At 36.2% G+C, this 17,962-nt stretch carries 19 protein-coding genes; 13 read left to right on the top strand and 6 right to left on the bottom strand.

Features of this window, described 5'->3' with window-relative positions; translation table 11 throughout:
* The first annotated feature begins 76 nt into the window (after window positions 1-76).
* From CW736_RS09450 to CW736_RS09435, 4 genes are read left to right on the top strand one after another with little or no spacing between them, the layout of a single operon-like run.
* On the top strand, window positions 77-721 hold the full coding sequence (locus tag CW736_RS09450; RefSeq protein WP_101013712.1) for an alpha/beta hydrolase: 645 nt from the start codon (window positions 77-79) through the stop codon (window positions 719-721).
* Window positions 722-723: 2 nt separating this feature from the next.
* Window positions 724-1,302, top strand: coding sequence for a non-canonical purine NTP diphosphatase (locus CW736_RS09445; RefSeq protein WP_101013711.1), 579 nt, complete (start codon window positions 724-726; stop codon window positions 1,300-1,302).
* A 50-nt stretch (window positions 1,303-1,352) separates the two neighbouring features.
* On the top strand, window positions 1,353-2,171 hold the full coding sequence (locus tag CW736_RS09440) for a carboxypeptidase-like regulatory domain-containing protein (protein WP_101013710.1): 819 nt from the start codon (window positions 1,353-1,355) through the stop codon (window positions 2,169-2,171).
* Window positions 2,172-2,218: 47 nt separating this feature from the next.
* Window positions 2,219-3,247, top strand: a complete 1,029-nt coding sequence (locus CW736_RS09435) for a M28 family metallopeptidase (RefSeq protein WP_101013709.1) — start codon at window positions 2,219-2,221, stop codon at window positions 3,245-3,247.
* 149 nt (window positions 3,248-3,396) lie between these two features.
* Here the strand turns inward: CW736_RS09435 and CW736_RS09430 are convergent, their stop codons facing one another.
* The gene (locus CW736_RS09430; protein WP_101013708.1) at window positions 3,397-4,911 is read right to left on the bottom strand and encodes a DEAD/DEAH box helicase; all 1,515 of its coding nucleotides are present in this window, start codon (window positions 4,909-4,911) and stop codon (window positions 3,397-3,399) included.
* A gap of 164 nt (window positions 4,912-5,075) precedes the next feature.
* Here CW736_RS09430 and CW736_RS09425 point away from each other — a divergent pair, with 164 nt between their 5' ends.
* Window positions 5,076-5,699 carry a YqaA family protein gene (locus tag CW736_RS09425; RefSeq protein ID WP_101013707.1) on the top strand — a complete coding sequence of 208 codons (624 nt, stop codon included), beginning with the start codon at window positions 5,076-5,078 and terminating at the stop codon, window positions 5,697-5,699.
* A gap of 182 nt (window positions 5,700-5,881) precedes the next feature.
* Here CW736_RS09425 and CW736_RS09420 read toward each other — a convergent pair whose 3' ends face one another.
* The 4 genes from CW736_RS09420 to CW736_RS09405 all read right to left on the bottom strand — a co-directional run bounded on the left by CW736_RS09420 (window position 5,882) and on the right by CW736_RS09405 (window position 8,948).
* Window positions 5,882-6,244, bottom strand: coding sequence for a hypothetical protein (locus tag CW736_RS09420; RefSeq protein ID WP_101013706.1), 363 nt, complete (start codon window positions 6,242-6,244; stop codon window positions 5,882-5,884).
* 275 nt (window positions 6,245-6,519) lie between these two features.
* A complete protein-coding gene (locus CW736_RS09415; RefSeq protein ID WP_101013705.1) occupies window positions 6,520-7,407 on the bottom strand; it encodes a flagellar motor protein MotB in 888 nt (295 codons plus the stop codon).
* A gap of 81 nt (window positions 7,408-7,488) precedes the next feature.
* Window positions 7,489-8,505 (bottom strand): glycosyltransferase family 2 protein, encoded by a 1,017-nt coding sequence (locus CW736_RS09410; protein ID WP_101013704.1) that lies wholly within the window; start codon window positions 8,503-8,505, stop codon window positions 7,489-7,491.
* Entirely contained in the window at window positions 8,502-8,948 is a 447-nt protein-coding gene (locus tag CW736_RS09405; protein ID WP_101013703.1) for a type I restriction enzyme HsdR N-terminal domain-containing protein, read from the bottom strand. The genes CW736_RS09410 and CW736_RS09405 overlap by 4 nt, the downstream gene beginning before the upstream one ends.
* Before the next feature lie 33 nt (window positions 8,949-8,981).
* Here CW736_RS09405 and holA point away from each other — a divergent pair, with 33 nt between their 5' ends.
* The 3 genes from holA (at window position 8,982) to CW736_RS09390 (ending at window position 11,520) form a co-directional block, all read left to right on the top strand.
* Window positions 8,982-9,989 carry a DNA polymerase III subunit delta gene (gene holA / locus CW736_RS09400; protein ID WP_101013702.1) on the top strand — a complete coding sequence of 336 codons (1,008 nt, stop codon included), beginning with the start codon at window positions 8,982-8,984 and terminating at the stop codon, window positions 9,987-9,989.
* A gap of 1 nt (window position 9,990) precedes the next feature.
* Window positions 9,991-11,058 (top strand): 1,4-dihydroxy-2-naphthoate octaprenyltransferase, encoded by a 1,068-nt coding sequence (gene menA, locus CW736_RS09395; RefSeq protein WP_101013701.1) that lies wholly within the window; start codon window positions 9,991-9,993, stop codon window positions 11,056-11,058.
* Window positions 11,059-11,322: 264 nt separating this feature from the next.
* Complete coding sequence (locus CW736_RS09390) at window positions 11,323-11,520, top strand: hypothetical protein (RefSeq protein WP_101013700.1); 198 nt, start codon at window positions 11,323-11,325, stop codon at window positions 11,518-11,520.
* 202 nt (window positions 11,521-11,722) lie between these two features.
* On the opposite strand, the gene CW736_RS09385 is transcribed toward CW736_RS09390, so the two are convergent.
* Entirely contained in the window at window positions 11,723-12,661 is a 939-nt protein-coding gene (locus tag CW736_RS09385) for a LysR family transcriptional regulator (RefSeq protein WP_101013699.1), read from the bottom strand.
* A gap of 163 nt (window positions 12,662-12,824) precedes the next feature.
* Between CW736_RS09385 and CW736_RS09380 the strand changes: the two genes are divergently transcribed.
* From CW736_RS09380 to CW736_RS09360, 5 genes are all read left to right on the top strand, one after another.
* Window positions 12,825-13,271 carry a c-type cytochrome gene (locus CW736_RS09380; protein ID WP_232735336.1) on the top strand — a complete coding sequence of 149 codons (447 nt, stop codon included), beginning with the start codon at window positions 12,825-12,827 and terminating at the stop codon, window positions 13,269-13,271.
* Between the two features lie 69 nt (window positions 13,272-13,340).
* A complete protein-coding gene (gene tpx / locus CW736_RS09375) occupies window positions 13,341-13,841 on the top strand; it encodes a thiol peroxidase (RefSeq protein ID WP_101013698.1) in 501 nt (166 codons plus the stop codon).
* Complete coding sequence (locus CW736_RS09370) at window positions 13,842-14,219, top strand: diacylglycerol kinase (protein ID WP_232735335.1); 378 nt, start codon at window positions 13,842-13,844, stop codon at window positions 14,217-14,219.
* A gap of 635 nt (window positions 14,220-14,854) precedes the next feature.
* On the top strand, window positions 14,855-17,290 hold the full coding sequence (locus CW736_RS09365) for a DNA translocase FtsK (protein ID WP_101013696.1): 2,436 nt from the start codon (window positions 14,855-14,857) through the stop codon (window positions 17,288-17,290).
* 9 nt (window positions 17,291-17,299) lie between these two features.
* Window positions 17,300-17,944 carry a LolA family protein gene (locus CW736_RS09360; protein WP_101013695.1) on the top strand — a complete coding sequence of 215 codons (645 nt, stop codon included), beginning with the start codon at window positions 17,300-17,302 and terminating at the stop codon, window positions 17,942-17,944.
* Window positions 17,945-17,962 lie beyond the last annotated feature (18 nt).

The following is a 17,962-nucleotide window of genomic DNA, read 5'->3' as shown; positions in this document are numbered from 1 at the left end:
TTTTTTTTATGATGCAAACAGAGAAAGTAAAAAGAACTTTTTACTTCCATAAATTCAAAAGATAAATAGTACCATAATGGTAAAAACAGTTTCCTATACACATACTAATTCTTACGAAACTCTTTTTGAACTCACCGAAAAGACAAAGAATATCTGGATTTGCTTTCATGGATTAGGGTATTTATCTACTTATTTCAAACGCTATTTTGAAGGCCTTAATGCTCAGGACAACTATGTAATCGTGCTTCAAGCACCTTCAAAATCATATATTGGAACTGATTTCAAACATGTAGGTGCTTGCTGGCTTACCATGGTTGATACGACTCAAGAAATGAACAATAACCTAGACTATATTAATACAGTACTAACTGCTGAAAATGTAGTAGGAGACTCGCGTATGGTTTTGTTCGGTTACTCGCAAGGAGTATCTATTGCAACACGCTTTTTAAAGAGCTACCATCACCCTGTTAAAGCACTCCTTTTACACAGTGGTAGTATTCCTAAGGAGTTAACATCAGAGGATGGCGTACATTTTAAAAAGTATTGTTCTAGGTTTATACACATCGCTGGAACAAAGGATGAATATTCTAATGAGTCCATTATAAAAAGAGAAAAAGAAAAAATAGACCTTCTTTTTGGTACAGATTGTGAGCTGTATAGACCTGAAATAAAACATGTGGTTCACGTGCCACTTATTAAAGAAATCGCTAAAACCTTATAATTATGGAGATTATTTTTGCCACACATAACCAAAATAAACTCATAGAAGTGCAAGCACTGATGCCTTCTTATATCAAATTGATAAGTCTCCAAGATTTGGGTTTTGAGGAAGACATACCAGAAACCTCAGGCACCATTTCTGGAAACGCTATTCAAAAGGTAGAGTTTTTAAAAGCCAGGTTTGACTTGCCCATCTTTGCAGATGACACAGGGCTTCTCGTAGATGCATTAGACGGTGAGCCAGGAGTTTATAGTGCCAGATATGCTGGGGAACAAAAGAATAGTGAGGACAATATGAATTTGTTGTTAGAAAAGTTAACAGACAATAACCATAGAGTTGCACGATTTGTTACGGCTATTGCCTTAGATTTGAACCATAGCCAGACATTATTTGAAGGAATTTGTGAAGGAAGCATTTTAAAAGAGAAGAAAGGTGATAAAGGATTTGGTTACGATCCTATATTCCAGCCAGATGGTTTTGATCAATCCTTTGCAGAAATGTCACTAACAGAAAAAGGCGCTATAAGCCATAGAGCAAAGGCATTGCGCAAGCTTATTGACTATTTGAAAGAAGTTAATTAAATTATAAAACCCTATTAGATAAGTGCTTTAGCTTATTTTTAAACATACATATGAAATTACATTACTACATTACTCTAGTCTTTTTTTCCTTGTTCATTACACTGGGTAAGGCTCAAGAAAAAAAGGAAACAACGAAAAAAGCCGAGACTGTTGCCCCCATTGTAAAAGGTAAAGTCCTCAACGCCAAAAACAACTCTATCTTAGAGAATGTCAATATTTTGAATCTTAATCAAATCAAAGGAACCGCAACAACTAAAGAAGGTCTCTTTCAAATTGCTGCCAAAGTAAATGACACCCTTTATTTATCTTATTTAGGTTTTGAAACTATCAATGTAAGAGTTACAGAAGACTGGCTGAAATTTGGTGATGTCACGATCTCCATGACCGAAAAAGGAATTGCGCTAGATGAAGTCACTGTTACAGAGACTTCATTAACAGGTTTTCTTGAAATAGACGCTAAACGCGCTCCTATCTACGCGACTAGAAGGTATAAAATAAGTGGTTTACCTAAAGGTTACGAAGCTGGTGACAGTGAACCAGGTGCCATCACGCAAGTGCTGGAAAGTGTTTTTAATCCCGCTGATTTCCTATACAATACCTTTGGTAAAAAAGGAAATTCCATGCGTAAATTACGTCGGATAAAAGAGCAAGACGAAATCAGAAACTTATTACAAAGTAAATACGATCGAGAAACACTTATGAATTTATTGCAACTAGACAAAGTCGATATAGATGCGATTTTAAGAAACTGTCAGTATTCCAAGCAGTTTATTGAAACAGCAAACGATTTGCAAATTCTAGACGCTATAAGTGAATGCTATGAAGAATACAAGGTATTAAAGACATCTAAAGACAAAAATAAAAAATAACTTAAATTAAGTAATCAGTGAATTTTAAATACATAATAATAACAGCTATGTCCCTCAGCCTACTTGTAGGATGTAAAGGGATTAAAGGTAAAGATGGTAAACCAAGTAAAGATGCTACTGAAGCTACCTCTAGTAAGTCCGTACTAGATTATTCTAAAGTAAAGGTAATGGACTATGCCAACACCATTACCATAGAAGAATTAAAGGAACAACTCTATTATTATGCCAGTGATGAAATGGAAGGCCGTTATACCGGTAGCCCAGGACAGAAAAGAGCCGTTAATTATTTAAGAGATCAGTACAAAAAAATGGGAGTTCCTGGTGGCGCTGCTTATGGGGAGTATTTTCAAGTAGTTCCTGGAAAAGCTTTTGGAAAACCAGAGCTTTCCTCTGAAAATGTGTTAGCTTACATAGAAGGAAGAGAATTTCCAGATGAAGTTTTAGTTATTTCTGCCCACTTAGATCACGTTGGTATGGAAGATGGTGAAGTGTTTAATGGCGCTGATGATGACGGTAGTGGCACCGTAGCACTACTAGAAATAGCAGAAGCCTTTAAACAAGCAGCAAATGATGGTTATGGACCTAGAAGATCTATCCTTTTTCTACACGTTACTGGAGAGGAAATAGGCCTTAAAGGGAGTAATTATTATGCTAATAACCCAGTTTACCCTATGGAGAATACCATAGCAGATCTTAATATAGACATGATAGGTCGTATAGACCCTGCCCAAAAAGACAACCCAGACTATGTTTATCTGATAGGTAGCGATATGCTTTCTCAGGATTTGCATGACATCTCTGAAGCAGCAAATAAAAAATCAGTAAACATGAGGTTGGACTATACCTATAACGGTAAAAACGACCCCAATCGTTTTTACTACCGCAGTGATCATTATAATTTTGCTAAAAACAATGTTCCTGTAATTTTCTATTTCAACGGGGTTCATGAAGACTACCACAAAGCTACTGACACGGCAGACAAAATTGAATACGAATTGTACCAAAGAAGAATAAAATTGATATTTGCTACTGCATGGGATGTAGCAAATGCAGATAAACGTCCTGCTCTTAAATAAGCGGTATTTCTATTATAAATTAAAAAAAGCGCTAACCTCTCGGTTGGCGCTTTTTTTCTTAAGATTCCATTTGGGAAACAAAAAAGGCAGTATGGTTACCTCCTTTTTTTGAGCCTGGTCTCGCTTTCGCGAAAGCGGAAGTATGATCGTTATAAATCTGATTCTATACCCGCAAACTCCTGTTGTATCGCCATTCTTAAACGACGGTAATAATCTTCTTCTAACCAGTCTTTATAGTTATTAGTGTTGTTAATGATACAGTAGGCATATCTTCTGATACGGTCTTTGATATCTTCTTTAAGCATTTTTGCAAGAATACGAGCATCAAAAACATCTTCACTATTCTCCACACACCATTGCACGTGTTGTGCGATAGATTCTTCAAGTACATCTTTGGACTTCCTGTTTTCTTTAGTAATACGTTTATAAGCTCCTTTGATATCAAAGGTGAAGTCTTTTGTATTGGGAAACTCTGCTTTGGTGGTATCTGGCATCTTGTAAACAAAGTTGCGTTCTATCTCATCATCAGAAACAATATTTTCTACATAAAAATCTGGGGATCTAAATACTTGCTGCCAGTCTATAGGTTCATTCCACAAACCAAAACGAGCCACATTATTACCTAAATCGATAATTTGGAATTCCTTTTTATTTTTTAAAATACGAGAACCACGACCTATCATCTGATAGTAAAGTGTCAGCGATTTAGTAGCTCTATTTAAAATAATACATTCCACACTAGGTTCATCAAAACCAGTGGTAAGAATACTCACAGAGGTAAGCACAGCATCTGGTTTATCTCTAAACCATCTGAGGATCTCTTTACGTTCTTCCTTGGTGTTGGTGTTATCCAAGTGCCTCACCTCTATTCCTGCACGTCTAAAGGTATCCTCTACCTCAATACTTGTTCTAATACCGTTATTAAAGATTAAGGTTTTTTTACCCTTAGCTACCTCACTATAAGATTGTACCAGCTTATCCTGCATAGTTACCGCTGTATAGAGCTTCTCACTACTCTTAACGGTATAATCTCCATTCATACCTATAGTGAGTCCGCTTAAGCCTACATCGTAAGTATGAGTGACTGCTTGAGCAAGAAACCCTTGTTCTACAAGAGAGGTGATGCTATTTCCAACTATAAGTTCTTTATAGTTATCCTTCATAGGCAACTTAAAATTGGAACTCAATGGTGTAGCTGTCACACCTAACATAAAACAGTGATCAAAGTATTTAAATAACTTTCTAAAACTATTATAGTGTGCTTCATCAATAATAACAAGACCTATATCGTCTAGTTCAAGTTTGTCATCTTGAATACGATTATTCAAGGTTTCTACCATTGCAACAAAACAATCGTAGTCTTTCTGATCATCGAGTTCTTTTACTTTAGAATTGATGACCTTATTTTTTACATTAAAACCATTAAGCATTTTGGAGGTTTGCTTACACAGCTCAATACGGTGGGTTAATATCACCACCTTCTTTCCTGTTTCTCTTATATACCTACGTACCATTTCAGAAAAAATAACTGTTTTCCCACCACCAGTAGGCAGTTGGTACAACAGATTATAATCGTCTGGTTGATTGTTGATACGTTCAAAAACCGCTTCCAGATCGCGTTCTTGATAATCGTATAAAGATTTAATTTCAGTTTCATTTTTCATTGACATTGCTCTGGATTTCCATTTTTGAGATTTGCAAAAATAGGCCTTTTTTAAAGGTATTAACCTTTGTTTGGTGTTAAGAATCTGATATAATTTTTATTGATAAGAATTTAACGCACTAAAATGCGTTTAAGTGGTAGTTTTGTAAATCAACGTAAATTAATTTGGAACACTCAACGACAAATAAAAAACCTTGGTTTCGACCTGATCGTGCTCATAAATACTACAAGCTTACAGGCTTTTACAGTTTTGTAGCAGATAGTATCAAGAAATCCATGCCTCCAGTTTTAGTTGTTGTTGCAATTCTAGCTATTATTCACTTTGCTCATGACGATGGTTTGATGGGACTTCTTGAGCTTGCTGTTGAAGAATTACCAGACTACGGAGTTCTAGCCTTTTTCTATATGTCAGAAACAGCATTGGGATTGATTCCTCCTGAGTTATTCATTGCTTGGGCAGGAGAAACCAGCACTCCTATTTTTAACTTATTTCTTATCGCTTTACTTTCTTATTTAGGTGGTTTCACCTCTTACTGGATCGGTAGAAGAGCTTTGAGAATACCTAGTTTACACAATTATCTTGAAGTAAAAATGGCCAAACAACTCATAATGGCAAGAAAATGGGGAGGCGTTCTTATAGCAGTAGGAGCTTTACTTCCATTGCCTTTTTCTATGGCTAGCCTGGTCGCTGGAATGTTGCGTTACCCCGTTAAGGATTGGGTTCTCATAGGTCTATTGCGTTTCGTACGTTTTGCTATTTATGGAGCAGCTATTTTTTCTTTAGTTTAGGATTCTATATGAGGTTTGCTTTCGCGAAAGCGAGAAACTTCTTGGTATCTAGCAAAAGTTTAAAAACTATAAAAAAAGAAACTCTCAATTGTTGAAAATTGAGAGCCTCTATTAATCTTTAGTAAGCTTTAAACTTACTTTTTCACTCTGTATCTTGTATATGTAGTCAGCATCTTAAGGATTTATAAAATTTCTTCTGGCTTTTCGTCATCCTCAACTGTGATTGAAAAATCTGATTTATTTTTAATCATTTCTGTCCAACTCTCAGGTGGTACCTTGACCTTATTTGCATAACCATTGGAATTCATTTCTAATATGATCCTTTTTCCATTATTGTGTACTCTATGAACATCGGTAAACGCTACGTAGCCTCTTCTCTTTACGTTGTAATATGTACGACAATTATCAGCAACAACTTTTTTAGCGGTAAAGTAAAACCTCAAAAACATTTTATAACCATTGCTACTATCATATCTTATTACATTTTCATGAATAGTAACATTATCATTTCCTATATAATCTGATGGAGCTGCATAGTCATTCACATAAGAATTTTGCGCAATTCTAATTTCAAAATCAGATTGTGCGTATGATTGTAAAAAAAATAATACTAGCTAATAAAAAAAAGAGGGGTTTTAGAAATTTCAAATAAAATTTTTATAATGTATATTTTAATACAAAATATAACGAAAACTCGATAACCGAAATACCTTATTTAAGGTATATTATCGGAGCTTGAATTTATACACGTAAATAAATCCGCTAACAAAAAAAGCACCTGCTCTCGCAGGTGCTTTTTACATTTAAAATGAATGAATTACTAATTCTTATTCACTTTAGTTTCTTTTTTAGAATTTTCTTTTGCTTGTTCCATTCCTTTTTCAACCATATCAAAGAACTGGTCTAGTTTAGGAAGAACTATGATTCTAGTACGTCTGTTTTTAGCACGACCATCAGGTGTATCGTTAGTTGCAACAGGAATATAAAAAGATCTTCCAGCAGAGGTTATACGTTTTGGAGCTACTTTAAAGTCTTCTTGAAGAACTCTAGTGACTGCATTTGCTCGAGAAGTACTTAGGGCCCAGTTATCGGTAAATTTTGCTGAAGAGATAGATTGGTTATCTGTGTGACCTTCTACCATGATTTCTATTTCAGGTTTGTCATTTACTACTTTAGCCACTTTACCTAAAACAGCAATTGCTTTTGCATTAATTTTATCACTACCACTAGCAAATAGTAACTTATCAGAGATAGAGATATACACCACTCCTTTTTCTACATTGACACTTATATCTTCATCTTGTAAGTTACCTAAGGAGCTTTTTAAACTAGTCACTAATGCAAGAGTTACACTGTCTTTTTTAGTAATCGCATCGTTTAAAGATCTTATTTGCAAGTCTTTTTCTTTCATGCTTTCTAGAGAACGTTCTAGGTTACGGCTTCCTTGTGTGGAAAGCATTACGAGATCTCCTTGGTTAGTCAAAAGTGCACTATTGGAATTCTTAAGAGATTCTATTTGATCTTTAAACCCTTCAATCCGAGCAATTGCTGCTCTTTCATCTGCTAGACAAGCGTTTAATTTCACTGTTGCCGTATCTAATAGTTCTTTAGTTTCTATTTGTTTTGCAAGCGCTGCTTCAAGATCCTTTTTGGATGCACATGAAACTAAAAGTCCACCTGCAAGTAACATTAAAAATATTTTCTTCATTTTATTATTGTTGTTTAATTTGTTAAATAGCTTACCAAAATTAATAATATACTGCAATAAGAGAGGATTCTTAACAAGGATTTAAGTTATTTTACCTAACTTTTGATAATTCATTATTCCTTTTATAAAGTGTTGATATACAATGCTTAAATCGTTATTTTTTAATTGCCCAACTTTTGCAAATGCTTTTATTTCTTTTCTTTTCTTTAAAAGTGATCCCAAATGCATATAAAAATAAAAGTGGGCATGCAGTACTGCCGAAAAATGAGCAAGCTTCAGATTGCTAAGAAATTTTAGTGCCGCTATTCCATCTAACAACATTCTCATAACCAAAACTCCTAACCATAAACTGGAGTGATCATTCTTAACAATATTATACAAGCAGTTTCTAAAATTATAAAACGACTTACGCGGATTTAAATTGTTCAACGTGCCTCCTCCTAAATGATACACGACCGATTGTGGCTCGTAACTAATTACAAAACCCGCATGACGCAATCTCCAGCATAAATCTACTTCTTCTTGATGAGCAAAATAATCTTCATCTAGCCTACCTACCTTTAAATAGGCCTGTTTCCTTAGAAACAAACAGGCACCACTCGCCCAGTCTAAATCGACCACATCATTATACTGACCTCTATCTTTTTCTATACTGTCAAATAAACGACCTCTACAATAAGGGTAGGCATAACGGTCGATAAATCCACCAGCCGCGCCGGCGTATTCAAAAAACTCTTTCTTTTTATCATCGAGAATTTTAGGCTGGCATGCAGCCAGTTTTGGATCTTTTTCAAATCGTGCAACCATAATATCACACCATCCTGATGTAACTGCTACATCGCTATTTAATAAACAGACCACTTCTTCAGTAACACTTTTAAGAGCTGTATTATAGCCACCTGCATAACCAAGGTTTTGCTCCATAGCAATAATCTTTACTTCTGGATAATTGGTTGCCGTCCATTCTATCGAAGCGTCTGTGGAAGCATTGTCTGCCAAATAAACAACATGCTCTTTACTGTGTTGCACCACGCTAGGTAAGTAGGTTTTGAGCAACTCAATTCCATTCCAATTTAATATGACAATTCCTATTTTCATAAAACGTATTCTGGTAGGTCTGGGATAAAATGATAGGATTTATTTTCATAATCCATGGTACAAAAATAATGTTCCATGCCATTAGTAACCATTAAATAATCGGCTTTTAAAGCTAAGTTATATCTGGCTATTTGATCAAAAACCGACTGATCAATCTTGATATTTGGCGCTTTACACTCTACCACTAGGTGTATAGAGCCATCGGTGTTGAAACTGATAATGTCATATCGTTTAGTTGTTCCAGCGATGATCAATTGCTTTTCTATGTTGAGGAGATGCTGCGGGATCCGCTTTCGCGAAAGCAAAAATGAAACAACATGCTGCCGCACCCATTCTTCTGGTGTCAAAATGACAAACTTTTTCCTGATTTGGTCAAAGATAGCACGTCCTTTTTCAGTACTTTTGACTCTGAAATTTCCAGCTGGTAGTCGCAATGGCTTCATAGCACAATATTACAAAAACAACAACAGCTCTCGATGAGTGATGTCACAAACATTTTAGCTTCCTTAAAGCAAAAAAAATATGCGCCTGTGTACTTTTTATGCGGCAGCGAACCTTATTTTATAGATCAAGTTAGTGATTATATAGAAGATAACGTACTGGATGAAGGCGAGAAAGGCTTCAATCAAATGGTGATTTATGGAAAAGAAACCACCATGGAAGAAGTGCTGGAAAATGCAAAACGCTTCCCTATGATGTCAGATTACCAAGTCATCATCGTGAAAGAAGCGCAGCACCTAGTGAAGCAATTGGCAAAACTAGAAAGCTATATTGAGCAACCTCAACCCACCACGATTCTTGTTTTTGCTTACAAATACAAAACTCCTGACGGCCGTAGCAAGATTACTAAACTGTTGAAGAAACATGCGGTTTACATGGAAAGCAAGCCGCTTTATGAAAATAAAGTTCCTGCTTTTGTCACTGGCCGACTCAAAGAAATGGGCTATCAGATTGATCCTAACGCCACAAGAATGCTGGTAGAGTTTCTAGGAACTGATCTTGGTAAAATAAATAACGAGCTTTCTAAACTAGCTTTAGTTCATTCCAAAGAGCATGCTATTACTCCTCAAGTCATCGAGGACAACATAGGTATTTCTAAGGATTATAATAATTTTGAACTGCGCAAAGCGCTAGGGGAAAGAGATGTGGTAAAGGTGCACAAAATCATTAACTATTTTACAGAGAACCCTAAAGAAAACCCGTTGGTGCTTACTACAGCTCAATTGTTTAGCTTTTTCACTCAATTATTAAAAGTACACACCTTAAAGGACATGAACCCGCAAGCGGTGGCAAAAGCTGCTGGGGTGAATCCGTTTTTTGTTCAAGAAATTATTACAGCTGCAAAAAACTACCCTATGAAATATTGCAGTCGTGCGATTAAGATTATAAGAGATATGGACGTGAAATCAAAAGGTGTAGGAACACATCAAGCGGCGCATGCTGATCTTTTAAAAGAAGCCATGGTAAATATCATGTCTAAATAAAATGGCCGAAGCAAGCAAATTAAAAGCCTGGATCAGTGCTGCGAGATTAAGAACCTTGCCTTTGAGCATCAGTGGTATTTTAGTGGGAAGTGCTTATGCTTATTGGGGTTTATATCAAGGAAAATTAGCTAAGTCTACCTTAGAAAACTTACAAAAAGAAAAAGTTTATAACCAGCTGTCGAATAATTTACGAAACGAAATTTCAGAGGTTCTTGACTTGTATCTAAGTGATTTCAATTTCTTAATTCCAATTCTAGCCTTAATCACAACTCTAGGTTTTCAAGTCCTGTCCAATTTTGCCAACGATTATGGAGATGGTGTTAAGGGAACCGATAATGAAGACCGTATAGGTCCTATGCGAGCGTTACAAAGCGGTATTATTTCTCCTGTAGAAATGAAACGTGGAATGGTCATCACGGCTATTCTTACATTAATAAGCGCGATACTCCTTATATATGTAAGTCTAGGAATAGACCGTTTATTAATTTCCTTGTTCTTTTTAGCATTGGGAATTGCAGCCATATGGGCAGCGATTAGATATACCGTAGGAGATAACGCTTATGGTTATCGTGGTCTGGGCGATGTATTTGTTTTTATATTTTTTGGCCCCGTTAGTGTGATGGGAATTTTCTATTTAATTACTAAAGTCGTGAATTGGCAAATGATCTTTCCATCAATTACAATTGGCTTATTAAGTGTAGCCGTTCTCAACTTGAATAACATGAGAGATATCGAGAGTGATAAAAAAGCGGGAAAGAATACGATTGTGGTGAAGATGGGACTGGCTAAAGCAAAGATGTTGCATATTGCTTTCGTAAGTATCGCATTTATATCCACTATTTCATTTTTCTTTGTGCATTATTCAGACGAATTATGGAATCGTAAAATAGAAAGTCCAAGTATAATAATCTTTCTACCCTTACTTGCCTTCATCCCTTTATTTGTGCATTTACTCAAAGTAAAAAGAACCAAATCTCCAGCCCTACTGGATCCTGAGTTAAAAAAGGTGGCTTTATCCACATTCTTTTTTGCGATCCTTTGTGTGGTTAGTGTTTGGATTTTGGCCTAATACTATTCTAGAATGGATCAATATGCGCCTGTTCGACTGTTCAACCTTTTGTCGATATAAAATAGTAATATTTAAACATAATTTACCTGATACTAAATCACTGTGAATCAGTATTTGCGAAATATAGAAGCATTTTTATAGTTAAAACTGAAGTATTTTGAATTTCAAACCTTGTAATTATCATGATTATGATGTATTTTTAGTACTTCATTTTAAAGGGCTTACTAATTAAAAAAAACTACTTAACTAAAAATCTTGAAAATTATGGCTAGAGCTATGTTTGAGTATACTAAAATGATACTCGAGAAAGTGAGTTTCGACCCTACTCTATTTTGCAAGGAATTACAAAAAGCAGTTCGTCGTTTATTACCCTTTGAAATTAAAGAATTAGAAATCTGGGTCAAGCAACTAGTTTTGCAAAATCCAGAGTTAGGATCTTGCGTGCCTTTGTTAAAGGCATAGCTATTCAAAAATGAATTAAAAAAGGATGTGAAGTGGATTTTAAACCCATTTCACATCCTTTTTTTTTATTATACAAATTAAAGCAGCCTATTGTATCTGGATTTCATGTGTATATACGTGGCTCCTCTTTGACTAATTTAGAAGAAAAATTTAATCCTGTTATTCGTTTATTGTTTCCGTCTTTTAATACATTACTTTTAGATTACTTTCCCGCAAGCGGACTTATTATTTGTACATTTTGAAAAGCGATCGCTCCTTTAACAACTCCCGCAATAACAGTTCTTAACGCCTCTATAATTTGAATTTTGAGTTCGCTTTTATGATAGATTAAACTCACTTCACGTGCTGGTGACGGGTCTTCAAAATACCTAAGACTCTCTTTCTTGTGCTCTGACAAATCCATAGTGTTTAAATAAGGCAGCAAGGTCATTCCTAGCCCTTCATCAGCTAGTTTTATAAGGGTTTCAAAACTACCACTTTCTAACATAAAACGCTCTCTACCTGTATCTCTGGAACATCTACACAAATTCAATATACTGTCTTTAAAGCAATGTCCGTCTTCCAGAAGAAGCAAATCATCCACATTGATATCTTCTACCTTGATTTTTGTATTGGGCTTCCCAGATAACCTCGGATCATAAACTACAAAAGGCTCGTAGTATAAAACCCGCTCTTTGATCATATCGTTCTTTAAAGGTGTAGCGGCAATCGCTGCATCTATACTTCCGTCTTGGAGACTTTCAATAATGTTTTCTGTTGTCAGTTCTTCTATGCGCAGTTTTACTTTAGGATATTTATTTACAAAATTAGCTAGAAACATCGGTAATAAAGTAGGCATGACGGTAGGAAGAACTCCTATCTTAAATTCGCCACCTATAAAACCTTTTTCCTGATCTACAATATCTTGAATGCGATCGCTTTCATTCACAATATTACGTGCCTGATTCACTATTTTTCTTCCTGTTTCTGTAAGCTCAATAGGCTTTTTACTTCTATCAAATATTTGTACATCAAGCTCATCTTCCAGTTTTTGAATCTGCATACTGAGCGTAGGCTGAGTAACAAAAACCTTATCTGCTGCTTTGGTGAAATTTTGATATTGAGCAACTGCAAGTACATATTTTAATTGTGTAATTGTCATGATAGATATTTTCTACAAAAATAAGGCATGTCATTGGATTTATCTATTGCGATAAGTGAGTATTTATTTTATAAAATAAGGTTTGGATATTATATTTATAAGAGTTGGTTTGCTTTCGCGAAAGCGAGCTTAGCACAAATAAAACTTATAAAATCCTTTACGTATGTTTAACGAACTTTCTCGTTCCCTAGGTATCATTTCTGGACTTATTCTCGCAATGATTACAGTCATTTTTTGTACTGCATTTTTAGTGGCCCATAAGCAGCAACGATATGCGATTCAAGCTCCTGTTGAAATAATTGACAGCACTCCAAAAATAGCCTTAACAGAACAACAAGAATTAGGAAAGTCCATTTTTAACGCCAATTGCGCTTCTTGTCATAAAAAATATAAAAAAGCAGTAGGACCGGCTTTACATGGCGTCACCCAGCGTAGAGAGATGGAATGGATCTACACCTGGGTCTATAACAGTACAGCGATGATCCAATCTGGGGATGCGCAAGCAGTTGCCATTTATAAGGAGTACAAGCAATCTAATATGAATGCGTTCCCTCAACTTTCAACTGAAGATGTAGACGCTATCCTGTCATGGGTGGAGCTGCCTAAATAATTAACAAGACATTAAAAAAGCATCTTAAGGTTAATTGTAACTTTGACTTTTAAATTTAAAACCAACACCATGGCAACTATCACTATAGGAGGAAATGAAATCTCCACCAGCGGCACTCTTCCAGCAGTAGGAACTCAGGCACCTGACTTCAAACTAAAAAAAACAGATCTATCTGAAGCTTCTTTAAAAGACTACAAAGGAAAACGTGTCATCATGAACATCTTTCCTAGTATTGACACAGACGTTTGTGCTACATCAGTAAAGAACTTTAATACAAGAGCTACACAACTAGATAACACAGCGGTTTTGTGTATTTCAAGAGATACCCCTTTTGCACAAAAGCGTTTTGCTAGTGATGAAGAACTGGAAAATGTAGAAAACCTAAGTGATGTTATTGAAGGTTCTTTTGGAGCAGATTACGGATTGACCATGACCTCTGGTCCCCTTGCAGGATTTCACTCTAGAGCAGTAGTTGTTCTTGATGAAGAAGGAAAAGTGATCTACAACGAGCAAGTTGCAGAAATTGCAGATGAACCTAACTATCTAGAAGCTCTTAAAACACTTTTGTAATTGAACTTTACTAAATTCTTAAGGGGTAGATGGAAGGCTATGGGATACGCTTCCAAGGGAGCCCTGACCCTTCTACGCACCGAAGCCAGTATTCAAGTCCAAGCCGCAATAGCCATAGTGATGACTATTGCGGGTTTTTACTTTGAGATTAGTGCTACAGAATGGATCGCACAAACCCTTTGTATTGGGCTCATCATGGGCCTTGAAGGCATGAATACTACCGCAGAGGCTATTGCCGACTTTATTCATCCTGATTTTCATAAGAAAATAGGTCACATTAAAGACATAGCTGCAGGCGCTGTTGTCATGACCGCCATCGCTTCTAGCGTTGTGGGATTGATTATTTATGTTCCTTATATTCAACAACTTTTTCAATAGAAAAGACTTTTTTTTAAGGCAACCGCAAAACCCTTTTGGTTGCTCTCTTGGCATAGCCAAGATCGTTGTCAATACCGATATTCATCGGCACAAGCTCTGTTTTCCCTTTAAAAAAGGGAAATGCTTTATTAAATTGATTTGTATGTAATTCTTAAGGAATGATTTCCGCCCCTTTGAATTGTTTTGTCACCTGAGGTGTTCTTTTTGTTTGCGCCGACTGAAGAAGGGCGGAATGATTTCCGCCCCTTTGAATTGTTGTGTCACCTGAGGTGTTCTTTTTATTTGCGCCGACTGAAGAAGAGCGGAATGAATTCCGCCCCTATGAATTGTAGTGTCACCTGCGGTGTTCTTTTTATTTGCGCCGACTGAAGAGCGGAATGAATTCTGCCCCTATGAATTGTTGTGTCACCTGAGGTGTTCTTTTTATTTGCGCCGACTGAAGTCGGCTTTTTTTTAATTGAAAAACCAAATCCCTCATAACCATCACCTCATGCCTAAAATCGATACTTTAGATTAAGCCGTTTTTTCAAAAACTCTTCGTATTTAAACCGATAATAGCTCTGTTAACTAATAACTAACAACTACTAACTTCATTACCGCGCAATATTCTTATTTTTGCTCGTTCACTATAACACATGACGAGTAAAAAAACTACATCCAAGAAAACTACTGCAAAAACTAAAAAGCCATTACAGCTACCTAGTTTAAAGCTTAATAGATTACAAGAAGTAATCATAGGAAGTGCGCTAGTAGTAATAGGTTTGCTATTGCTTTTTTCTTTTATCTCTTATTTATTTACAGGAACGCAAGATCAAAGTGTGTTACAGGAATTAGGAGCGCGCACCACACCAACTAAGAACTGGATCAGCCAACTGGGTGCCTGGTTAGGAGATGTTTTTATCTATAAAGGTTTTGGAATCCCCGCCTTTTCTATTGCGATACTCACTATTATTTCTGGGATATTTTTATTTGCTAGCGGTAATAGTGCGTTCTCGCTTTCGCGAAAGCGGATTTCCAATCTATGGTTTTGGGGACTTTTATTGCTGGTGTGGACTTCTGTCTTTTTCGGCTTTTTTCATAAAACCAATACCTTATTGGGTGGGAAAGTAGGCTATGAACTCAATGACTTTCTACAAGATTATTTAGGATTGCTAGGTGCCATACTCGTGATGGTGTTTATTGCTATTGTTTATTTGGTATTGCGACTAAAATTAACTCCAGAACGCATCAGTGCTTATTTTTCTAAGAAAGCATCTGAAGTTAAAGAAGGTTTTGAAGATATAGAAACTACAGATGAAGAAAGTGATTGGAAAAAAGCAACTTTGGAAGGTAGCTCTGGAAATGATGATGAAACGGAAGCAGATCCTGACTCTTCTTTAGATCTTTCAGAAAGCCCTATGGAAATCTCTATTCCAGAGGAAGAGATTGCATCAGAACCAGTCCTTAAAAAAACCGTTGCTCCAAAAGATGAGAACGATATAGGAATGGAAATCGAGCAAATCATCGATGAAGAAGAGATGATTGATAGTAAGGCCTCTAAACTAGTAGAGGACTTTGGCGAGTTTGATCCTACTTTAGAATTGAGCAATTTTCAATTCCCGCCTATTGATCTTTTAAAAGATTATACCAAAGGAAAAACCATTACCATTAATGAAGAAGAACTGCAAGTCAATAAAGACCGTATTGTAGAAACTCTTAAGAACTATAAAATTGGTATCGCAAAGATTAGTGCTACCGTAGGACCCACCGTAACACTTTATGAAATCGTTCCTGAAGCGGGAATACGAATTTCAAAAATTAAAAACTTAGAAGATGATATTGCTTTATCTCTGGCTGCTCTAGGGATACGTATCATCGCTCCTATTCCAGGAAAAGGAACCATAGGTATTGAAGTGCCTAATAGAGACCCATCTATAGTATCCATGCGATCTGTAATTGCATCACCAAAGTTCCAAAATGCCGAAATGGAATTACCCATAGCTTTTGGAAAAACCATATCTAATGAAACCTTTGTAGTTGACCTTGCTAAAATGCCTCACCTGCTTATGGCTGGAGCAACAGGACAAGGAAAGTCTGTAGGTCTGAATGCGATTCTTACTTCCCTACTCTATTCTAAACATCCTGCCGAAGTTAAGTTTGTACTCGTCGATCCTAAAAAAGTAGAATTGACTTTGTTCAACAAAATAGAAAGACATTATCTGGCCAAATTACCGGACAGTGAAGAGGCTATTATCACTGACAATTCTAAGGTGATCAACACCTTGAATAGTCTATGTATTGAGATGGATCAGCGTTATGATATTCTTAAAGATGCGATGTGTCGTAATATCAAAGAATACAACACTAAATTTAAAGCGCGTAAACTCAATCCTGCAAACGGTCATAAGTACTTGCCTTACATCGTACTGGTAGTAGATGAGTTTGCTGACTTGATCATGACCGCTGGTAAAGAGGTAGAAACTCCTATTGCTAGACTGGCGCAACTCGCTCGTGCCATAGGGATTCACTTGATCATCGCGACGCAGCGTCCTTCAGTTAATGTAATTACAGGTATGATAAAGGCCAACTTCCCTGCTAGAATTTCTTTTAGAGTAATGCAAAAAGTGGATTCTCGTACCATTCTAGACAGCGGTGGCGCAGACCAATTGATAGGTCGAGGAGACATGCTGTATACTGCTGGAAATGAATTGATACGGATTCAATGCGCTTTTGTAGACACTCCAGAAGTAGAGAAAATAACAGACTTTATAGGTGGACAAAAAGCTTATCCTGATGCACATTTACTTCCGGAGTATGTAGGTGAAGAGGGTGGCATAGGTATTGATAATAATATAGAAGAGAGAGATGCAAAATTCAAAGAAGCTGCAGAAATTATAGTCATTGCCCAGCAAGGTAGCGCCTCATTATTGCAGCGTAAATTGAAACTGGGTTACAATCGTGCTGGTCGAATTATCGATCAACTGGAAGCGGCTGGTATTGTAGGTGGTTTTGAAGGAAGTAAAGCGAGACAAGTTATAATTCCAGATCTCGCCTCTCTAGAAGTATTTTTAAATGAAGAAAGCAACAATTAAAGTCACACAATGAAAAATTATATCCTATCTGTTTTTATGGTTTTCGCTTTCGCGAAAGCGGCAACAGCACAAGACGCTCAAGCAGATAAATTACTCCATGAAGTAGCACAGAAATTCAAGTCCTACAACAACGTATCCTTCACCTATAAAGGAAATTTCAGGAATCCTAAATCCGGCACTGATATGGATGTGCAAGGTGATGCAACGATGGCTGGTCAAAAATACCATGTCAACTTTTTAGGAACTACCTACATATTTGATGGTAAAAAGCAATATGCTGTTAATTCTGAAGATCAGCAGGTAACGATTTCTAAAGTGAGTACAAATGGGAATCAAATGATCACTCCTTCTAACATCCTTACTTTTTATGAGAAAGGATACACCAAAAAATGGGATATCATTCAAAACGAAGGCGGAAGAAAAATACAATTTATAAAATTAACGCCCATTAAATCTAATTCTGAATACAAGAGTGTTTTATTAGGAATAGATGTAAATACAAAGCATATCAAAAAAGCGATCATCACAGAAAACTCTGGAACTGTAGCTACATTTACTTTGAAATCTTTAAAAACAAACGAGCCATTACCTAAGAGCTCCTTTACCTTTGATGCGTCTCAATATCAAAATTGGGTTATTCAAGAAATGAACTAATTTCCATTTATCATGAAT

It is taken from the genome of Nonlabens sp. MB-3u-79, assembly GCF_002831625.1.
GTDB lineage: Bacteria > Bacteroidota > Bacteroidia > Flavobacteriales > Flavobacteriaceae > Nonlabens.
This window is presented reverse-complemented; position numbering and strand designations above follow the sequence as displayed.

Coding starts and splice junctions, on each gene's coding strand:
- CW736_RS09450 (WP_101013712.1), top strand. CDS start 77: ATGGTAAAAACAGTTTCCTATACACATACTAATTCTTACGAAACTCTT.
- CW736_RS09445 (WP_101013711.1), top strand. CDS start 724: ATGGAGATTATTTTTGCCACACATAACCAAAATAAACTCATAGAAGTG.
- CW736_RS09440 (WP_101013710.1), top strand. CDS start 1,353: ATGAAATTACATTACTACATTACTCTAGTCTTTTTTTCCTTGTTCATT.
- CW736_RS09435 (WP_101013709.1), top strand. CDS start 2,219: ATGTCCCTCAGCCTACTTGTAGGATGTAAAGGGATTAAAGGTAAAGAT.
- CW736_RS09430 (WP_101013708.1), bottom strand. CDS start 4,911: ATGAAAAATGAAACTGAAATTAAATCTTTATACGATTATCAAGAACGC.
- CW736_RS09415 (WP_101013705.1), bottom strand. CDS start 7,407: ATGAAGAAAATATTTTTAATGTTACTTGCAGGTGGACTTTTAGTTTCA.
- CW736_RS09410 (WP_101013704.1), bottom strand. CDS start 8,505: ATGAAAATAGGAATTGTCATATTAAATTGGAATGGAATTGAGTTGCTC.
- CW736_RS09405 (WP_101013703.1), bottom strand. CDS start 8,948: ATGAAGCCATTGCGACTACCAGCTGGAAATTTCAGAGTCAAAAGTACT.
- holA (WP_101013702.1), top strand. CDS start 8,982: ATGAGTGATGTCACAAACATTTTAGCTTCCTTAAAGCAAAAAAAATAT.
- menA (WP_101013701.1), top strand. CDS start 9,991: ATGGCCGAAGCAAGCAAATTAAAAGCCTGGATCAGTGCTGCGAGATTA.
- CW736_RS09390 (WP_101013700.1), top strand. CDS start 11,323: ATGGCTAGAGCTATGTTTGAGTATACTAAAATGATACTCGAGAAAGTG.
- CW736_RS09385 (WP_101013699.1), bottom strand. CDS start 12,661: ATGACAATTACACAATTAAAATATGTACTTGCAGTTGCTCAATATCAA.
- CW736_RS09380 (WP_232735336.1), top strand. CDS start 12,825: ATGTTTAACGAACTTTCTCGTTCCCTAGGTATCATTTCTGGACTTATT.
- tpx (WP_101013698.1), top strand. CDS start 13,341: ATGGCAACTATCACTATAGGAGGAAATGAAATCTCCACCAGCGGCACT.
- CW736_RS09365 (WP_101013696.1), top strand. CDS start 14,855: ATGACGAGTAAAAAAACTACATCCAAGAAAACTACTGCAAAAACTAAA.
- CW736_RS09360 (WP_101013695.1), top strand. CDS start 17,300: ATGAAAAATTATATCCTATCTGTTTTTATGGTTTTCGCTTTCGCGAAA.